The organism is Luteipulveratus flavus, assembly GCF_029439465.1.
Lineage (GTDB): Bacteria > Actinomycetota > Actinomycetes > Actinomycetales > Dermatophilaceae > Luteipulveratus > Luteipulveratus flavus.
Genome location: NZ_JAROAV010000023.1, coordinates 1 through 16,104 on the forward strand (window position 1 = coordinate 1; position 16,104 = coordinate 16,104).

The 16,104-nt window shown below is 71.6% G+C and carries 18 protein-coding genes; 3 read left to right on the top strand and 15 right to left on the bottom strand.

The window, feature by feature from the left end:
• Positions 1-211: 211 nt before the first annotated feature.
• The 4 genes from P4R38_RS06210 to P4R38_RS06225 form a co-directional block, all read right to left on the bottom strand.
• Positions 212-751, bottom strand: a complete 540-nt coding sequence (locus P4R38_RS06210; RefSeq protein ID WP_277191478.1) for a hypothetical protein — start codon at positions 749-751, stop codon at positions 212-214.
• Between the two features lie 16 nt (positions 752-767).
• Entirely contained in the window at positions 768-1,733 is a 966-nt protein-coding gene (locus P4R38_RS06215; RefSeq protein WP_277191479.1) for an NHL repeat-containing protein, read from the bottom strand.
• 61 nt (positions 1,734-1,794) lie between these two features.
• A complete protein-coding gene (locus P4R38_RS06220) occupies positions 1,795-2,151 on the bottom strand; it encodes a hypothetical protein (RefSeq protein ID WP_277191480.1) in 357 nt (118 codons plus the stop codon).
• A 14-nt stretch (positions 2,152-2,165) separates the two neighbouring features.
• A complete protein-coding gene (locus P4R38_RS06225; protein WP_277191481.1) occupies positions 2,166-2,321 on the bottom strand; it encodes a hypothetical protein in 156 nt (51 codons plus the stop codon).
• Between P4R38_RS06225 and P4R38_RS06230 the strand changes: the two genes are divergently transcribed.
• The gene (locus P4R38_RS06230; RefSeq protein WP_277191482.1) at positions 2,320-2,718 is read left to right on the top strand and encodes an EVE domain-containing protein; all 399 of its coding nucleotides are present in this window, start codon (positions 2,320-2,322) and stop codon (positions 2,716-2,718) included. The two genes, P4R38_RS06225 and P4R38_RS06230, sit on opposite strands and share 2 nt — an antisense overlap.
• 103 nt (positions 2,719-2,821) lie before the next feature.
• A complete protein-coding gene (locus tag P4R38_RS06235) occupies positions 2,822-3,250 on the top strand; it encodes an SRPBCC family protein (RefSeq protein ID WP_277191483.1) in 429 nt (142 codons plus the stop codon).
• Between the two features lie 3 nt (positions 3,251-3,253).
• Here the strand turns inward: P4R38_RS06235 and P4R38_RS06240 are convergent, their stop codons facing one another.
• From P4R38_RS06240 to P4R38_RS06260, 5 genes are all read right to left on the bottom strand, one after another.
• Complete coding sequence (locus tag P4R38_RS06240; protein ID WP_277191484.1) at positions 3,254-3,700, bottom strand: SRPBCC family protein; 447 nt, start codon at positions 3,698-3,700, stop codon at positions 3,254-3,256.
• A complete protein-coding gene (locus P4R38_RS06245; RefSeq protein WP_277191485.1) occupies positions 3,688-4,740 on the bottom strand; it encodes a DUF2330 domain-containing protein in 1,053 nt (350 codons plus the stop codon). Before P4R38_RS06245 ends, P4R38_RS06240 begins: the two co-directional genes overlap by 13 nt.
• Before the next feature lie 167 nt (positions 4,741-4,907).
• On the bottom strand, positions 4,908-6,008 hold the full coding sequence (locus P4R38_RS06250) for a peptidoglycan-binding protein (RefSeq protein ID WP_277191486.1): 1,101 nt from the start codon (positions 6,006-6,008) through the stop codon (positions 4,908-4,910).
• Positions 6,009-6,132: 124 nt separating this feature from the next.
• Complete coding sequence (locus P4R38_RS06255; protein WP_277191487.1) at positions 6,133-7,179, bottom strand: C40 family peptidase; 1,047 nt, start codon at positions 7,177-7,179, stop codon at positions 6,133-6,135.
• Between the two features lie 373 nt (positions 7,180-7,552).
• Positions 7,553-8,422 (bottom strand): C40 family peptidase, encoded by an 870-nt coding sequence (locus P4R38_RS06260; protein ID WP_277191488.1) that lies wholly within the window; start codon positions 8,420-8,422, stop codon positions 7,553-7,555.
• Between the two features lie 340 nt (positions 8,423-8,762).
• On the opposite strand from P4R38_RS06260, the gene P4R38_RS06265 reads away from it, so the two are divergent.
• Positions 8,763-10,088 carry an MATE family efflux transporter gene (locus P4R38_RS06265; protein WP_342803869.1) on the top strand — a complete coding sequence of 442 codons (1,326 nt, stop codon included), beginning with the start codon at positions 8,763-8,765 and terminating at the stop codon, positions 10,086-10,088.
• A 179-nt stretch (positions 10,089-10,267) separates the two neighbouring features.
• On the opposite strand, the gene rplI is transcribed toward P4R38_RS06265, so the two are convergent.
• The 6 genes from rplI to P4R38_RS06295 form a co-directional block, all read right to left on the bottom strand.
• Positions 10,268-10,717 (bottom strand): 50S ribosomal protein L9, encoded by a 450-nt coding sequence (gene rplI, locus P4R38_RS06270; RefSeq protein ID WP_275237825.1) that lies wholly within the window; start codon positions 10,715-10,717, stop codon positions 10,268-10,270.
• A gap of 23 nt (positions 10,718-10,740) precedes the next feature.
• Entirely contained in the window at positions 10,741-10,977 is a 237-nt protein-coding gene (gene rpsR / locus P4R38_RS06275; RefSeq protein WP_275237826.1) for a 30S ribosomal protein S18, read from the bottom strand.
• Between the two features lie 147 nt (positions 10,978-11,124).
• Positions 11,125-11,727 (bottom strand): single-stranded DNA-binding protein, encoded by a 603-nt coding sequence (locus P4R38_RS06280; RefSeq protein WP_275237827.1) that lies wholly within the window; start codon positions 11,725-11,727, stop codon positions 11,125-11,127.
• Positions 11,728-11,763: 36 nt separating this feature from the next.
• Positions 11,764-12,051, bottom strand: coding sequence for a 30S ribosomal protein S6 (gene rpsF, locus P4R38_RS06285; RefSeq protein ID WP_275237828.1), 288 nt, complete (start codon positions 12,049-12,051; stop codon positions 11,764-11,766).
• Between the two features lie 228 nt (positions 12,052-12,279).
• Positions 12,280-13,617: a glycosyltransferase 87 family protein gene (locus tag P4R38_RS06290; RefSeq protein ID WP_275237829.1), complete on the bottom strand. Its 1,338-nt coding sequence runs from the start codon at positions 13,615-13,617 to the stop codon at positions 12,280-12,282.
• Positions 13,618-13,641: 24 nt separating this feature from the next.
• Positions 13,642-16,008 carry a transglycosylase domain-containing protein gene (locus P4R38_RS06295; RefSeq protein WP_277191490.1) on the bottom strand — a complete coding sequence of 789 codons (2,367 nt, stop codon included), beginning with the start codon at positions 16,006-16,008 and terminating at the stop codon, positions 13,642-13,644.
• Positions 16,009-16,104: the final 96 nt, after the last annotated feature.

Consider the following 16,104-nt stretch of genomic DNA (forward strand, 5'->3'; position numbering starts at 1 on the left):
TGGTTGAGCCGGGCGAGCGCCCCAGCGCGAGCCCGAGTCGAAACCACCGCAGCCGCGCCCGCTCGAGTCTCCCTGCGTCTCACCGGGTTTCGACACGTCCCTGCGCTAGCGCTCCGGGCCGGCTCAACCAGCGGAAGGGCGCTCCGGGCCGGCTCAACCAGCGGGGAGGCGCTCCCGGCCGGCTCGACCAGCGGGGAGGCGCTCCGCCGGATCAACGAGGGGTGAGGCGTTCGCGGAGGCCGGCGGCAAGTCCGAGAATCGTCAGCAGGTCGACCAGCTCCCCGAGCGTGCGGGCCAGCAGCACCCGGCGGACCGGGGCCATCCGCAGGCGCAGCAGCACCCGGGTCCGCGGGTCCGGCCCGTCGACCGGGCGCAGCGTGATCGACCACGTGATCTCGGTGCGGCTGCGTCGCGAGACGTACACCAGGTGTCGGGGCGTGAGCAGGTCGGCGACGGTGAACGTCTCGTCGCGTCCGCCGTAGTCGGGAATCACGTCCCCGACCTCCAGCGACTGCCACCGCGGGTCGAGCACCCGCGCCGCGCGCCGACGACGCGGGATCAGCAGCTCCACGCCCGTCGGCAGGTACCAACCGGCCCGCCGCTTGCCCAGCTGCACCAGCCATGGCCAGACCGCCGTCGGCGCACCGGGCACCGTGAACGCCCGGTCCATGACGACGTCCGGCGCAGCGACGATCTCGTCTCCGGCCCGCGCCTCCTCCCTCTCCTGCAGCGTCGCGCCGACCGCTTTCACTGCTCGGCCGCCGAGGTCAGCGCGTGGGCAGACGACTGATCGAGTACGTCGCGGTGTCCGAGCTCGGGACGCCGAACCGCGCGTTGACCGCCCAGAGCGCCCCGACGGCGTACGTCGCGGTCGAGGGGACGTCCAGCGTGGGCGCCGTGACGGCACTGACCCAGGTCGCCCGCCAGCCGTCGGCGCCGCAGGCGAGCCGCATCACGGCGACCTGGTTCGGCCCGGAGCCGCGGACGTTCCACAGCGTCGCGCCGCGTCGTTCGAGGCCGTCCCCGGAGACGATGCCGGGACCACCGGACACCGGGATCCGCCGGGCGACACCGGTCGTCGGATCGACCTCCCAGAGCCCGCCGACCCGGGAGTTGTTGAGCACGAGCGAGCCGCCCGGCAGGTCGCGAATGCCGTTGGCGTTGATGTTCACCCCGTCGCCCGCCGGCCAGACGCCGCCGAGCGGGACGAAGGCCGCTGCCGCCCCGAGCGGACGTCCTCCGCGGCCGAGCGGGACGACCGTGAGCCGGTCCACCTGCGAGTCGGTGACGTACACCGCGCGCCGCGTGACCACCAGGTCGTTGAGGAACACCGCGCCCGGGATCACCGTGTCGGACACGACGGCGCCGGTGCGGTCGTCGACCGCCCAGACGTGGCCGACCGTCCCAACGTTGCCGACGGCCCAGACCAGACCGGTGCGCGGGTCGTGGAACAGGCCACGGATCGAGCGGCCGGTCGCGCCGGGCAGGAGCGTGCGTACGGATCCCGTGCGCAGGCTGCCGGTGACGATCCGGCCGTCGGAGAGTGAGCCGACGTAGAAGGTGGCGCCCGGACCGGAGGTGATGCCCTCGGGACGGATGCCGTTCGGCAGGGCGATGGTGGCGGGGAGGCGACTCGCCTGAGCGGTCGTCGAAGACGCACCGGCGAGGAGGGCGCCGGTCGCCGCAGAGGTCAGCAGGGTTCTTCGGGTGAGGGACGGCAGCTGGAGACTCATGGTCCAGTCTGCGCACGCGGTCCGCCCGGTGTCGACCGTCACCGGTGGACTCGGAGCGGGCTCAGGTGATGCCGGCGACCCGGTCCAGCTCCTGCAGCAGGTCGTGCGCCGCGACCTCGACCTTCTTGTGCCGCCACTCGCTGGCCCGGTAGACGCAGGCGATCAGCCCGGTGCGGTGGATGCGCCGGAAGTCGCCGACGACGAACGCGTACCGCGCCTTCGTCTCGTCGCTCGCCCCCACGGTCAGGCCGAGGTGCCAGCGGGCGTACTCGTCCCACGAGTGATTCTTCAGGTAGGTGTTCTGCGCCTCGGCGTTCGGCTGCGAGTCGCCCCAGTCGCTGTCCAGGGCGTACTGCTTCTTCCGGATCTGCTCGCGGATCCAGGCCGCGGCGTCCTTGTTGAGCTCGTACTCAGCCATACGCCATCTTGGCGCTACGGCGCGCTGGTGCGCACGGCGTCGCGGTGCATCCACCAGAAGCCGCGCGGCACGTCCTCCCTCATCCGCGCGAAGCCGCCCACGCGGCCGCGGTCGACGAGCTCCTCCACCGCGGCGTCCCTGTCGGTGCCGGGACCTAGGTTCGCTCCCATGGAGACCCTGCGCTACTGGGTCGTGGTCGTCTCGCGCGAGCACGCGCTGGGTGGGGTCCGCGGCGGGTTCGTGATGGCCAACCACGGCAAGCGCGCATCCGTCGCGCGAATGTCGCCCGGCGACCGGGTGATCATCTACTCGCCGAGGATGACCTATCCGGACGGGGAGCCGTTGCGCGCCGTCACCGTGGTGGGTGAGGTGACCGGCGAGCAGCCGGAGCCCAGTGACATGGCCCCGGGCGCCTTCAAACGCGCGGCGCGGCTGCGAGAGGTGATTCCGGTGCCGCTGGCCGAGATCCGCGACCACCTGCCGCTGGGCCGACTCCGGTTCGGCTTCTTCGAGCTCGATCAGGAGGACGCCGAGGCGATCTGGTCACTTGCGTCCCCTGACGGCTGACGCACGAACGCTCGCCGTCCGTGTCGTGTCGCGTCCGTGCAAGACAGCGACATGCGCGCGGTCCTAGATTCGGGCTACACCGCAACGGCACGGAGGAGCAGTCATGAAGGGTCACGTCGCCAGGAGCACCGTCCAGATCGATGCGCCGCCGGAGCGGGTCTGGCAGGCGCTGACCGACCCGGACCTGGTGGAGACGTACATGATGGGCGCCCGGGTCGAGAGCGACTGGCAGCCGGGCAGCCCGATCACCTGGACCGGGGAGTTCCAGGGCAAGAAGTACACCGACAAGGGCGAGATCCTCGCCGTCGAGCCGAACCGGCGGCTGGAGCTGACGCACTTCAGCCCGCTCAGCGGCCAGGAGGACGTCCCGGACAACTACCACACGCTCGTCTACACGCTGTCCGAGCAGGGCGGCGGCACGCAGCTGGACCTGGACCAGGACAACAACGCCAGCGCCGAGGCCGCCGCGGAGTCCCAGCAGAACTGGGACCAGATGATGCAGGGGCTCAAGCAGGCCGCCGAGGGCAGCTGACCCTCAGGCTCGGCCACCCTGCTGCGCGAGCACGGTCGTCATCTGCCGCACCGTCTTCTTCGCGAGGTACTGCAGCAATAGCCGGGTCCCGAGGTCGCCGACCGCGCCGCCCTTGGTCAGGGTGATCGTCGCCCGGTAGGTGATCTCGGCGCGGTCACCGGCCGCGGGTCGCGCGGTCAGGTCGTCCTGCGTGGTCGACCCGTCGTTGCGCCCCTCGAGGACGACGCGCTCACCCTCCACCGTGGTCAGCGTGTACTCGAGCTCGGTCGTGCGCCCGAGCACCTTGCTGGTGTTGTGCCAGCGCGACCCCACCCGTACGGGCGGCTCGGTCAGCGGCTCGCACGCGACCGTGCCGGGGTCCCACTCGGTGGCGTTCGCGAAGTCGGCGAGGTACGCCAGGGCTCGCGGGGCCGGACAGTCGACCAGGAACGTGCGGCTCACCTGGGCCATGGGCCACCCTCTCGTCGCGTACGTCGAAGCAGGAACACTAACCCGACGAGCGCGGCCCCAAACCCGGCGAGGATCACCAGCTCGCCGACCCAGGTGCGGTCGACGTCGACGTAGCGGACCTCGTGGACCTCCGCGTCGGACGGCGCCTGCCGCAGGACGTAGTCGGCGTGGATCGAGCTCGGTTCGAGGGACTGCACCATCTTGGTGAGGTAGAGGTGCTGGCCTTCCGTCCCGCCGACGACCGACCCGTCGACCCGACCCGCGAACCGCACCCGGGTGGCGGTACCTGTCGGCGCCGTCGAGGGTTCCAGCTCCATCCGGTGCAGCGCCGCGACGTACAGCACGACGGACTGCCGGCTGCGGGCGCTGCGGGACAGCCGGATCGGGTAGACGGGCTCCTCGGTGGCGAACGTCAGCCGGAGCGGTGACAGCTCCCCGCGGAGCGCGGCGCCCCGGGGCGTGAGTCGTACGGCGTAGAGGCGCCAGCCGCGGTCGAGGTAGGACTGCATGGTCGGCGCCAGATCGGTGCGCGCCGGGTAGCCGTGGGTGGTCAGCCATCGCGTCACCGCGCCGCCGTCGGTACCGCCGATCGTCGTCACCTCGAACGGACCGACCGTCGTCCGCCCCTCGACGACCACGGCCGGCGAACCGCCCGCCGCTCCACCCGGAGCGCCCGCACCGTCGGAGCCACCCGACCAGTCAGGCCAGTAGTCGTACCGCTTCTCCACCCGAGGACGGGTCGCCTTCGCCAGGCGGTCGAACAGGCCCTCCTCGCCGAGGGTGACGCCGGCGCCGGCGGGAGCGGGCATGATCCACGCCGCCGAGCTCGTCTCGCCGCGCACCACCATGGACAGGGTGAGGGTCTCGGTGCTGCCGTACCAACGGACCAGCCCGATCTCACCGGCGGAGCGCGCTGTCGCGTCGGACGGGATCATCGCCCCGCACGCACACGCGTACGACGCCGCCGGTCCGACCACCTGCGCCCCCAGACTCAGGGCCAGCGCCATCAGCAGGACCACGACCCGTCGCAGCGTCACCATGTCCGCACTCCTCCTCGTCATGCCGACGCTCGCCGGCTCACGCCGCCTGGGACGCACCGCGCGGCCGCGGCGATCCGGTGGCGGTCCGGTGGCGGTCCGCCGGGCGCCCCCGACCCGGCAGGCGACCGGCGGACCGAGGAGGGTGGTCCGCCGGCCGTCGAGGCAGCTCAGCTCAGGCTGGTGACCCAGATGCCCGAAGGATAGGACGTGCCGCGTTCGTAGGTGTTCGCCGGACCGATCGCCCGCAGGCTCGAGCAGTCGACGATGTCGAAGTGCAGGTGCGGCCCGGTGGTGTCGCCGGTGTTGCCCGACCGCGCGATCACCTCACCCCGGGCGACCCGCTCGCCGTCGTACACCTCGTACGCGCTCAGGTGGGCGTACACCTGGCAGCGGCCCGAGTCGTCCCGGATCATGATCTGCTTCCCGGCGCCGTACGAGGTCCATCCGACGCGCTGGACCGTGCCGGCGCGGGCGGCGGTGACCGTCGAGCCCGAGGGCATGCCGATGTCGATCGCGGTGCGGTTGTAGACGGTGTTGTGGCTCGTCGACCCGCCCGGGCCCTGCGTGATCTGGTGCCTGACCCCGTCGGGGTACGGCATCCGGTACGGCGCGTCCGGCGATCCGATCGGTGCGTCCCCGGGCTCGCCGGAGGTGCCGCACGGGTACCCACCGAGCGCTGCCCACGTCTGCGGCCCCACCACGCCGTCCGCGGCCAGGCCGTGGCTGCCCTGGAACACCTTGACCGCGGCCAGCGTGGCCGGACCGAACACGCCGTCGACCTTCAGCTCGAGCGAGCGCTGCAGGGCCGACACCGCGGTGCCCTCCCAGCCGTACCGCAGCACCGTCACCGGTTCGCAGCGTGGCTTCGGCGTCGGCGGTGCTGGGTCGGAGCCCGGGAAGCCGCCGAGCGCCTGCCAGGTGGCGGTGCCCACGTACCCGTCCGGGGTCAGGCCCTTGCTGCGCTGGTACGCCTTCACGCGCGCCAGCGTGAGCGGGCCGAAGCTGCCGTCCACCGACAGCCCGCCGACCCGGTTCTGCAGCACCCTGACCAGGTCGCCGCTGGAGCCGTAGCGCAGCACGACCACCGTTGGCTGGGTCGGCACCGCCGTCGGGGCCGCAGCAGGTGGACGGGCCGCGGCGATGGGCGCACCGCCGAGCTCCGGGGTGGCCGCCGCCGCGGGCGACGCGGCCGCCACCGCCCCGAGACCGGCCGGCACGGTGATCGCCGCACCGGTCGCCACGACGGCACCGCCTCTGCCGAGCACCACCGGCCTCACGTTCGCCAGCCGGGACGGCTGCGGTCGCAGGTGGCGGGGGGTCGGCTGTGCAGTCCGCATCGTGCTCCTCTCGGGCGCGCCGTCCGGCGCACGGTGGTCGTGGCGTCGGCGGGTCTCAGAGCAGGCGGATCGCCTTCACCGGTTCGGTGTACATGCGGTGGATCGAGATGTTCGTCCCCGGCCTCGATGCGTCGATGATCGTGCCGTCGCCGGCGTAGATCCCGACGTGGTGGACCGGACTGTAGAAGAAGACGAGGTCGCCGATGTGCAGGTCGTCCAGGTCGACGCCGGGCCGGAACCGCGACTGCTCCAGCGACGTGCGCGGGATGTAGATGCCGACCTGCCGGTACACGTACTGGGTGAGGCCCGAGCAGTCGAAGCTGGTCTCCGGCGTCTCGCCGCCCCAGCTGTACGGGTAGCCGATGTAGCGCTTGGCGATGTCGAGGACGTCCTGGCCGGTGGCGCCGCTGGGACGGCTGGGCGGCTCCTCGCTGCACGGGTAGCCGCCGAGGGCCCGCCAGGTGTTCGGCCCGACGATGCCGTCGACCGTCAGGTCGTGGCTGCGCTGGTACGCCTTGACCGCGTCGAGCGTCCACGGCCCGAAGTCGCCGTCCACCTGGATGCCGAGCCGCCGCTGCAGCACCTCGACCACGTCGCCCTTGGCGCCGTACCGCACGACGTAGGACGTGCACGAGGGCGCCGGGTCTTCGCCGCCGCCGGAGGGAAGACCGCCGAGCGCCGCCCAGGTGTACGGGCCCACGACGCCGTCCACCTGGAGGTCCTTCGTCCGCTGGAAGGCCTTGACCGCGGTCAGCGTCTGGGGGCCGAAGCTGCCGTCGACGGAGATGCGCAGGCGCTGCTGCACGACCTCCACGAGGTCTCCGCGCGAGCCGTAGCGCAGCACCGTGACCGGCGCGGTCGGGGCCGCCGGGAGTGCCGCACGCCCGACCGACGGAGCGGCACCGGGGAGTGCGGCGGTCGGCGCAGCGGTCTGGAGGGGCGCGGCCTGGGCGGGGGCGGCGGAGAGCACGCTGCCGAGCGAGGTCGGCACCGCCAGCGCGGTGCCGGTGGCGAGCAGGGTGCCGCGGCGAACCTGCAGTGCGGGCCGGACCGCCGAACGGGGAGGACGCGGACGCAGGTGCTGCGGTTCGTGCGAGGCCATCCGGTGCCCTTTCGATCAGCGACGACACCCCTGTGCGCTCACCGGTGGAAAGCCCGACCACCGTCGTCGAGGGCGGCAGAAAGCACTATGCCTCCCGCGGGGCCGATGTGGAAGGTGGGGGCCGTGTGACTGACGGGGCTGGAGACGCCGTCGCCGCCGCGGCTGGACGAACTACGCCGGTGTGGTTCCGAGCACCGGCGCGGGCGGAGCCATGCGTCGCGGTCGGCATCCCGTTCCGGGTGGGGAAGCGTCCCCGGACCTGCGGTTTCTCACATGATGAGACAGATGCAACCTGCGGGGCCGGGGCCGGTCTGCACGCGACGACGCGCCCCCGGGAAAACCCGGGGGCGCGTCGTGTGATGCCAGTCGTCGCTCAGACGCGACCGTAGCTGGACACCTCGGGCTGGTAGACCGCGCGCTGGTTGACGCGCATGCCCGGCTTCGGGGCGTCGATCATCTGGCCGTTGCCGACGTAGATGCCGACGTGGTGCGCCGGGTAGCCGTAGAACACCAGGTCGCCGACGCGCGGGCTGGACACCCGGGTCACCGCGGCCTGCTGGGCGCGGGCCGAGCGCGGCAGCTCCTTGCCGATCTGGCGGAACACGTAGCTGGTCAGACCGGAGCAGTCGAAGCCGCTCGGGGTCGAGCCACCGTAGACGTACGGGACGCCCAGGTAGCGCTGCGCGATGCGCACGACGCTGGAGTTGCTGCTCGTGGAGATGGAGGCCGACCGGCTGGCGCGAGCGGTGGTGGCCGTGGCGGTGCCGCCGGGGTAGCCGCCGAGGGCGCGCCAGGTCTTCGGGCCGACGTAGCCGTCGGCCGCCAGGCCCTTGCGCGCCTGGAAGCCCTTGACCGCACGACGGGTCTGCGGGCCGAACGAGCCGTCACGGCTGATGTGCAGGCGACCCTGCACGACCTTGACGAGCGAGCCGCGGTCGCCGTAGCTGAGGACGGTGACGCCCCCGGCCCGGTACGCGGTCGGCAGAGCGGCGGCGGCGGAGGTGGCCGACACTGCGGCGGGCGTGGACACGGCGGCAGTCGCGGCGACCTGCTGCGCGGCGGCCTGCGGGGTGCCGACGACCGGCGCGGCCTGGGCGGCGTCGGCCATGCCGATACCGCCGATGGCGGTGGGGATGGCGAGGGCGACACCGGTGAGAGCCTTGCTGTGCCGACCGGCCATGGACGACACGACGGCGGACGCGAGCGTGGGCTCGGCCTTGCGGTGGCGAGGGGCGTAAGTCATCAGGGACCTTCCAAGTGGTACTCGAACATCAGCATGCGCCCGCATTCACGAGCGCATGATGCCGCCGAGGTCCCCCGACGAAGCGGCACGGTCAACGACTATGGCCGACGCCCAACCCATCTCCAACTCGAGTCGGAAAAGTGGTCGACCGGATTTGTCGGAGCCCCTCGGCGCGCCTGCCCTGCGGTCGGGCGTGTCACCCCGGCGATTACCCCGCCATGACGCGGAATTTACGGTTTCGTGACCTGTCGCAACACGCCGGACGGCCTCCGGTGTGATTAAGCACCCTCATGTGTCTCGCATCGTGAGACCGATGCAACCTGTGACTACCGTGACCGTCATGTATCGCACGTCGGCGCAGCGGGAGATCTTGCGACTGGCGGTTCCCGCCTTCCTCGCGCTGGTCGCCGAACCGCTCTTCCTGCTCGCCGACTCCGCCATCGTCGGCCACCTCGGCACCGCTCCCCTGGCCGGACTGGGCGTCGCCAGCGCCGCTCTGCTGACCGCCGCCAACATCTACGTCTTCCTCGCGTACGGCACGACCTCGCTGGTGGCGCGGCGGCTGGGCGCCGGCGACGAGCGCTCCGCGGTGTCCGCCGGCTTGGACGGGGTCTGGCTCTCGATCGCGCTCGGCGCCGTGACCGCGCTGGCCACGGCGATCTGGGCCGGCCCGCTGTGCGAGCTGTTCGGGGCGTCCGCGGACGCGCTGGCCCAGGCGACGACGTACCTGCGGATCAGCGCGCTCGGCGTCCCCGCGATGCTGGTCGTCCTCGCCGCCACCGGGGTGCTGCGCGGGTTCCAGGACACCCGGACGCCGCTGGTCGCGGCCGTGACCGGGTTCGGCGCCAACATCGTGCTCAACCTGAGCCTGGTGTACGGCCTGGACCTGGGCATCGCCGGCTCCGCCTGGGGCACGGTGCTCGCCCAGACCGGCATGGCGGCGGGGCTGCTGCTGGTCGTCACCCGGCGGGCCCGGGCGCTGCACGCGCGGCTGCGACCCCACCCCACCGGCGTGCTGCGAGCGGCGCTCGGGGGCGTACCCCTCCTCATCCGTACTCTCGCGCTGCGCGGGGCCATGCTCCTGACCACCTGGGTGGCCGCGGGTCTGGGCGACGTGCCGCTGGCCGCGCACCAGGTGGCGATGACGGTCTTCGGGTTCCTCGCGTTCGCGCTGGACGCCCTCGCGATCGCGGCGCAGGCGCTGACCGGTAAGGCGCTCGGGGCCGGCGACGTCGAGGGCACGCGCGCCGCGACCCGGCTGATGCTGTGGTGGGGACTCGGCGCGGGCGTCCTGCTCGGGGCCGTCGTGCTGGCCGTGCACCAGGTGCTGCCGCTGCTGTTCACCTCCGACCAGGCCGTACGCGACGCGCTCGCCGCCGCTCTGCTGGTCGTGGCCCTGGTCCAACCGGTGTCGGGGCTGGTCTTCGTGCTGGACGGCGTCCTGATCGGAGCCGGCGACGGGGTGGCGCTGGCGGTCGTCCAGGTGGCCGTGCTGGCGGCGTACGTCCCCGTCCTGCTGCTGGTGCGGGCGCACGTGTCCGGGGCGGCCGTCCACACCCTCACCGTGCTGTGGTGGTCGTTCGCGGCGTTCATGGCGTTCCGGCTGCTGGCACTCGCCGTACGGGCGCGGTCCGACCGCTGGCTGGTGACCGGCGCCGTCCGCTGACGTCGCGGCCCCAGGGCCGACCTCGGCTGCTCATACTGCGTTCGGTGCTCCTGACGCGGTTCGAGCTGAGTCAGGAGCACCGAACGCAGTATGAGCACGGGATGCCGGGCGGCGCCGGGGACGACGAACGCCCGGTCCCGCGGGTGCGGGACCGGGCGTCGGTGTCGTACGAGGCAGCCTTACTTGGCGGCGACGACGTCCAGCTTCAGCGTGGCGGCGACCTCGGGGTGCAGGCGGACCTGCACCGTGTGGGAACCGGTGCTGCGGATCGGCTGGGCGATCTCGACCTTGCGGCGGTCGATCGTGCCGACACCGGCAGCCTTGACCGCGTCGGCGATCTCGGCGGTGGTGACGGCGCCGAACAGGCGACCGGACTGGCCGGCGCGGGCCTGCACCTTCACCGTGGTGTGCTCGAGGTTGCCCTTGATCGACTGGGCCTCCTCCAGCGACTGCACGGCGCGGATCTCGCGACCCTTGGTGATCGCGTCGACCTGCTTCTGGCCGCCCTTCGTCCACGGGGTGGCGAGGTGGCGGGGCAGCAGGTAGTTGCGGGCGTAGCCGTCCTTGACGTCGACGACGTCGCCGGCGGTGCCGAGCGTGGAGACCTCGTGGGTCAGAATCACCTTCATGACTCGCTCCTAACGGTCAGGGCTCAGCGAGCCGAGCTGGAGTACGGCAGCAGCGCCATCTCGCGGGCGTTCTTGACCGCGGTGGCGATGAGCCGCTGCTCCTGGACGGACACACCGGTCACCCGACGCGCGCGGATCTTGCCGCGGTCGGAGATGAACTTGCGCAGCAGCGCGGTGTCCTTGTAATCGATGCTCTCGACCTTCGCCGCCTTCAGCGGGTTGGCCTTCTTCTTGGGCTTGCGCACAACGGGCTTGGCCATCGTGGTGCTCTCCTTCCGAGAGCCCGAGCGGTGCTCGGGATGGGGTGTTTCTGGGAGTGCAGTCCTTCACGGACCTGACGCCGTTCGGCGACGATGCCGGCTGGGCGAGCCTGCGAGCTCAGCCGGCAGGAGGAGCCGAACGAAAAGTTAGAAGGGGGGCTCGTCGTAGGACGGGCCGGTGCTCCAGCCGCCCTGACCGCCCTGCGGGCTGCCGGACTGCTGACCGCCGCCGGAACCACCACTGGGCTGGGTCGCCCACGGGTCGTCCTGCTGGCCGCCGGACTGGTTGCCGCCGCCCTGACCGCCACCCTGGTTGCCTCCGCCGAAGCCACCCTGGCTGCCGCCCTGGTTGCCTCCGCCGAAGCCACCCTGGCCGCCGCCCCGCTGGGTCTTGTTGACCTTGGCAGTGGCGTAGCGCAGCGACGGGCCGACCTCGTCGACCTGCATCTCCATCACCGTGCGCTTCTCACCTTCCTTGGTCTCGAATGAGCGCGAGACCAGGCGGCCGGTGACGACGACACGCGCACCGCGACCGAGCGACTCGGCGACGTTCTCCGCCGCTTCGCGCCAGACCGAGCAGCGCATGAACAGCGTCTCGCCGTCCTTCCACTCGTTGGTCTGGCGGTCGAACTGACGCGGCGTCGACGCAACGGTGAAGTTGGCCACCGCGGCCCCGGACGGCGTGAACCGCAGCTCCGGGTCCTGGGTGAGGTTTCCGACGAGGGTGATGACGGTGTCGCCTGCAGCCATGGGGCTCCCCTTCTGAGGGTCGTGGAGTTGCGAGGACTACGCGTCGGCGCGCAGCAGCTTGGTCCGCAGGATGGACTCGTTGAGCCCCAGCTGACGGTCCAGCTCCTTGGCGGTGGCCGACTCGGCCGTCATGGTGACGACCGCGTAGATGCCCTCGGACTTCTTCTTGATGTCGTAGGCCAGGCGGCGACGACCCCAGATGTCGAGGTTGTCGACCGTGCCGCCGTCCTTGGTGACGACGGTGAGGAACTTGTCCAGCGACGGCTGGACAGTGCGCTCGTCGAGCTCGGGGTCGAGGATGATCATGAGTTCGTACTGACGCATGCGTGAACCCACCTCCTTTGGTCTAGGCGGTCACGGTCTCTCCGTGACAGGAGGGTTGCAGCGTGCTCCCTGGCGCACCGCCCGTCGCAGCGACGAGCAGGAGCCACCGGCGTGGACCTACGCCGCTCACGATGCCAGGCGGCACCGACGTGCGGGCGTCATCCACAGGAAGAGGCTCCCGAGTACACCGGGAACCGCACGAGGATATCGGCGCAGCGCGGCGCGCGCCTAATCGGCGACGCCCGCGAACCGCGTACGAGCAGCACCGGGCGATGCGGCCGGGCCCTCCGCTCGCGCGTCGTCGAGCTCGCGCTGCCCCGCCAGGCAGCGCCACGCCAGACCCACGTACGCGAGCAGCCGGACCGAGGTCAGCAGCGCGTACGCCGGGGCGGGCAGCGCACGGTCGGCGTTGAAGGAGGTGCCGGCGTACATCCACACCCCGGCGAAGTAGGTGACCTCGACCGCCGCCCAGATCAGGTGGTCCCGCCAGCGCAGACCGCACAGCGCGATCAGCGGCAGCACCCACAGCGCCGCCTGGACGGGGATCGTCTTCCCGGTGACCATCACGATCACGAGCATCACCAGGGACAGCTGCGGGATGCCGAACGCCCGCTCCCGGTCGGTGGCGAGGTAGACGCCGACGACGAGAGCGAGCAGCCAGCCGATGACGGCCAGCGCGGTGAGGGCAGCGGCCGGGATGCTGACGTGGGCGATCTGCGCGACGAGCCACGGCGAGCCGTAGCCGGCGCCCTGATCGGTCCACAGCTGGTACGACGCCAGCGGGTCGCCACCCATCGACCAGGCGAGGACGAGCGAGAGCACGACGGCGAGCGCGGCACCGGCGAGCACGTGCCGCAGCTCGCGCCGCCGGTCGTCGCGCCAGGCCACGAGCGCGACCGCGACCAGCACCACCGCAGGGAACGTGCGGGCCATCGTCGCCGCGCCCAGCAGCACCCCCGCCGAGGTCGAGTGCCGGCGGGACCACGCGAGCAGACCGAGCGCCATCAGGGCGACGCCGAACATGTCGAACGACACGAGAGCCGCGGTCACCAGCACGGGGCTGAGAGCGACGTGCGCCGCGAGCCACGGGGTCGACCGCGCGACACCGGCCGTGGCGACGACGGTCACCGCGACCAGCAGGGCGATCACCACGGCGCCGAGGGCGAAGTACCACCGCTGCTCGGCGAGGCCCGAGCCCGACGGCGTGAGCCAGCGCAGCACCCAGGTGAGGAACGCGGTCAGGACCGGCTGGCTGTGGCCGGGGCCACCACCCGACCACGGTGTCGCGCCGTGCTCGGGCGTCACCGCCGCGGGCAGGTCGGAGTAGCAGGCACGCCACAGCGAGCCCGGCGTGCTCCAGCCCGACCGCACGCAGTGGTTCTTCTGCAGCACACCCAGCGCGACGACCACGCTCGCGAGTGCCGACAGCAGCGCGCCGGCGTACGTCCACGGACGGCGGCCGATCGCGGCGTACCGGCCGACGGGGCCGCCGACGACCTCACTGGCCTGGGCGACGACGTCGTCACCGCGGCTGGGCGCGGCGAGACGAGCGGGCGGACGAGGCATGGCCGCGAGTCTAAGGACGCTCGTCTACGGCTGGGCGGGGAACGTGGGGATCGTCGGTCTGCCGCCGCCGGGCTTGTCCGTGGTGGTCGTCGTCGTGGGCTCGGGCGACTTCGTCCGGGTCCGGGTCGGCGACGGCTCCTTCGTCCGCGTGCGGGTCGGGCTCGGCTCCTGCGTGCGCGTCCGCGTCGGCTCGGAGGTCCGCGTCGGCTCCGGCGTGCTGGTCGGCGTCTCCGGCCCCGGCGTCGCAGTCGGCTCCTCGGTCGGAGCCGTGCTGGTGGGCTCGTCGGTCGGTGGCGCCGTCATGCCGTCCGGCAGCGGGAACGCCGTCGGCGGCTGGCCCTGCAGCGCCGCCTCCATGAACGCCCGCCAGATCGCGGTGGGGTACTTGCCACCGGTCGCCGGGTCACCCTCCGGCCCCGTCATCTGTACGGGAGCAGACTTGCCGGGCGCTGTCTGGAACATCCCGACCGACGTCGTCAGCTGGGGGGTGAAACCGCTGAACCAGACCGACTTGTTCTCGTTGGCCGTGCCGGTCTTGCCGGCCGCAGCTCGATCGAAGCCCTTGAGCGCGTTCTTGGCGCTTCCGTTCTTGACCACGCCCTCCATCGCGTTGACAGCCGTCAGGGCCACGTTCTTGTCGAACGCTCGCGCGGTCTTCGGCTTCGCGGTGTAGGAGTATCCGCCCGTCGTGCTGCTGACGCTCTTGATGAAGTGGGCATCCGCGCGCACGCCCTGGTTGTTGATCGTGTTGTAGGCGGTCGCCATGTCGATCACGTGGACGGAGGGCGTGCCGAGGATGTTGGACAACGAGGTCTCACCGTTGTTGGCGCGTACCAGGGTGTCCGGGATTCCGGCAGCCTCCGCCACCGCAGCGGTCTTCTTCGGACCGATGTCCTGGTTGAGCTGCAGGAAGACGGTGTTGACGGAGTTCGCAGTGGCCTTGCGCAGAGTGATCTTGCCCCACGGCTTGCCGGCGAAGTTGGTCACCTCGCCCTTGGGGTTGGCCTCGGTGACGTACTGCTTGAACTTCATGGGCGAGTCGCCGTCGTAGGTCTTGTCGAGGGTCATGCCGTCCTGCAGCCCGCCGATCAGGCCGAACACCTTGAAGTTGGAGGCGCCCTGCATCACCTGGTACGTCGCGTTGTCCGCCTCGTTGAGCGGATCGCGTCCGCCGTACATGGCCACGACCTCGCCGGTGCCGGGGCGCTGGGCGACGAGACCGACGTGCAGGCTCGTCGACTGGGAGGGCATGTGCTGCTCGACCGCCTTGACCGCGGCCTCCTGCGACGCCTTGTTGATGGTGGTCGTGATCTTCAGGCCGCCCTTGTCGACATCGACGTCGGACAGGCCGATCTTGGCGGTGAGCTCCTCGCGGACCTGGTCCCGGACGTACCCGAGCGGGCCGGGGATCGTCTGCTTCTTGCGCGGCTGGACCACCGGGAAGCGGGCCTGGGCGTACTGCTCCTGGCTCAGCCAGCCCTTGTCGACCATGCCGCCCAGCACGTAGACCATGCGGGCGTTGACCCTCGCCTCGGAGTTCTTGCCGTTGGAGGGGTCGAGGCGGTTGGGCGAGTTGACGATCGAGGCCAGGAACGCGCCCTCGCTGGGGTTCAGCTGGCTGACGTCCTTGCCGAAGTACGCCTTCGACGCGGCCTGGACCCCGTACGCGCCGCGGCCGAAGTAGATGGTGTTGAGGTAGTCGCCCAGGATCTGGTCCTTGGACATCCGCTGGTCGATCTTCAGCGAGATCATGACCTCTTTGAACTTACGGCTGACCGTGCGGTCCTGGGTCAGGAAGTAGTTCTTGACGTACTGCTGGGTGATCGTCGAGCCACCGGCCTTGGACCCGCCGCGCAGGTTGGTCCAGAACGCGCGGACGATACCGGTCGGCGAGATGCCGCGGTTGCTGTAGAAGTCCCGGTCCTCGGCGGACAGGAACGCGTTGCGCACGTGCGCGGGGACCTGCTCGATCGGCACGCTCTCGCGGTTGGTGCTGTTGAAGCGCGCGAGCTCGGTCTTGCCGTCGTCGTAGTAGAGGATCGACTGCTGCTTGGTCGCGTCGGCGTTCGGCTTCGGGATGTCGGTGCGCTGGTAGATCACGAAGAGCGCGATCACGCCCAGGACGAGCAGACCGAACAGGGCCAGCAGCGTGCGGGTGACGATCTTGTACGCGAGCCCGCGGCTGCGACGACCGCCGCCGGCGCCACCGGGGCGCCCGGCCGGCCGAGAGCCGCCCGAACCGTTGCCGCCGGAGCCGCTCCCGCGGCCAGGTCCACTGCCGCTGCCACGGCCGTTGCCGTTGCCGTTGCCGGCGAAGCCGTCCGGGCGAGGGCGGTCGTCGTCCATCCGCTCGACGCGCCGACGCGCGCGCGGACCGGGGGTGTCCGTCACTGAGATTCCTCTTCGTACGTCATGGTCAACGAATGGCCCGTCAGGGCAGGGCTCGTGGTGCCCTCGAAGGGGCGACCCTGGGCCAGTGGAACAACG

Coding starts and splice junctions, on each gene's coding strand:
- P4R38_RS06215 (WP_277191479.1), bottom strand. CDS start 1,733: ATGAGTCTCCAGCTGCCGTCCCTCACCCGAAGAACCCTGCTGACCTCT.
- P4R38_RS06220 (WP_277191480.1), bottom strand. CDS start 2,151: ATGGCTGAGTACGAGCTCAACAAGGACGCCGCGGCCTGGATCCGCGAG.
- P4R38_RS06230 (WP_277191482.1), top strand. CDS start 2,320: ATGGAGACCCTGCGCTACTGGGTCGTGGTCGTCTCGCGCGAGCACGCG.
- P4R38_RS06225 (WP_277191481.1), bottom strand. CDS start 2,321: ATGGGAGCGAACCTAGGTCCCGGCACCGACAGGGACGCCGCGGTGGAG.
- P4R38_RS06235 (WP_277191483.1), top strand. CDS start 2,822: ATGAAGGGTCACGTCGCCAGGAGCACCGTCCAGATCGATGCGCCGCCG.
- P4R38_RS06240 (WP_277191484.1), bottom strand. CDS start 3,700: ATGGCCCAGGTGAGCCGCACGTTCCTGGTCGACTGTCCGGCCCCGCGA.
- P4R38_RS06245 (WP_277191485.1), bottom strand. CDS start 4,740: ATGGTGACGCTGCGACGGGTCGTGGTCCTGCTGATGGCGCTGGCCCTG.
- P4R38_RS06255 (WP_277191487.1), bottom strand. CDS start 7,179: ATGGCCTCGCACGAACCGCAGCACCTGCGTCCGCGTCCTCCCCGTTCG.
- P4R38_RS06260 (WP_277191488.1), bottom strand. CDS start 8,422: ATGACTTACGCCCCTCGCCACCGCAAGGCCGAGCCCACGCTCGCGTCC.
- P4R38_RS06265 (WP_342803869.1), top strand. CDS start 8,763: ATGTATCGCACGTCGGCGCAGCGGGAGATCTTGCGACTGGCGGTTCCC.
- rplI (WP_275237825.1), bottom strand. CDS start 10,717: ATGAAGGTGATTCTGACCCACGAGGTCTCCACGCTCGGCACCGCCGGC.
- rpsR (WP_275237826.1), bottom strand. CDS start 10,977: ATGGCCAAGCCCGTTGTGCGCAAGCCCAAGAAGAAGGCCAACCCGCTG.
- P4R38_RS06280 (WP_275237827.1), bottom strand. CDS start 11,727: ATGGCTGCAGGCGACACCGTCATCACCCTCGTCGGAAACCTCACCCAG.
- rpsF (WP_275237828.1), bottom strand. CDS start 12,051: ATGCGTCAGTACGAACTCATGATCATCCTCGACCCCGAGCTCGACGAG.
- P4R38_RS06290 (WP_275237829.1), bottom strand. CDS start 13,617: ATGCCTCGTCCGCCCGCTCGTCTCGCCGCGCCCAGCCGCGGTGACGAC.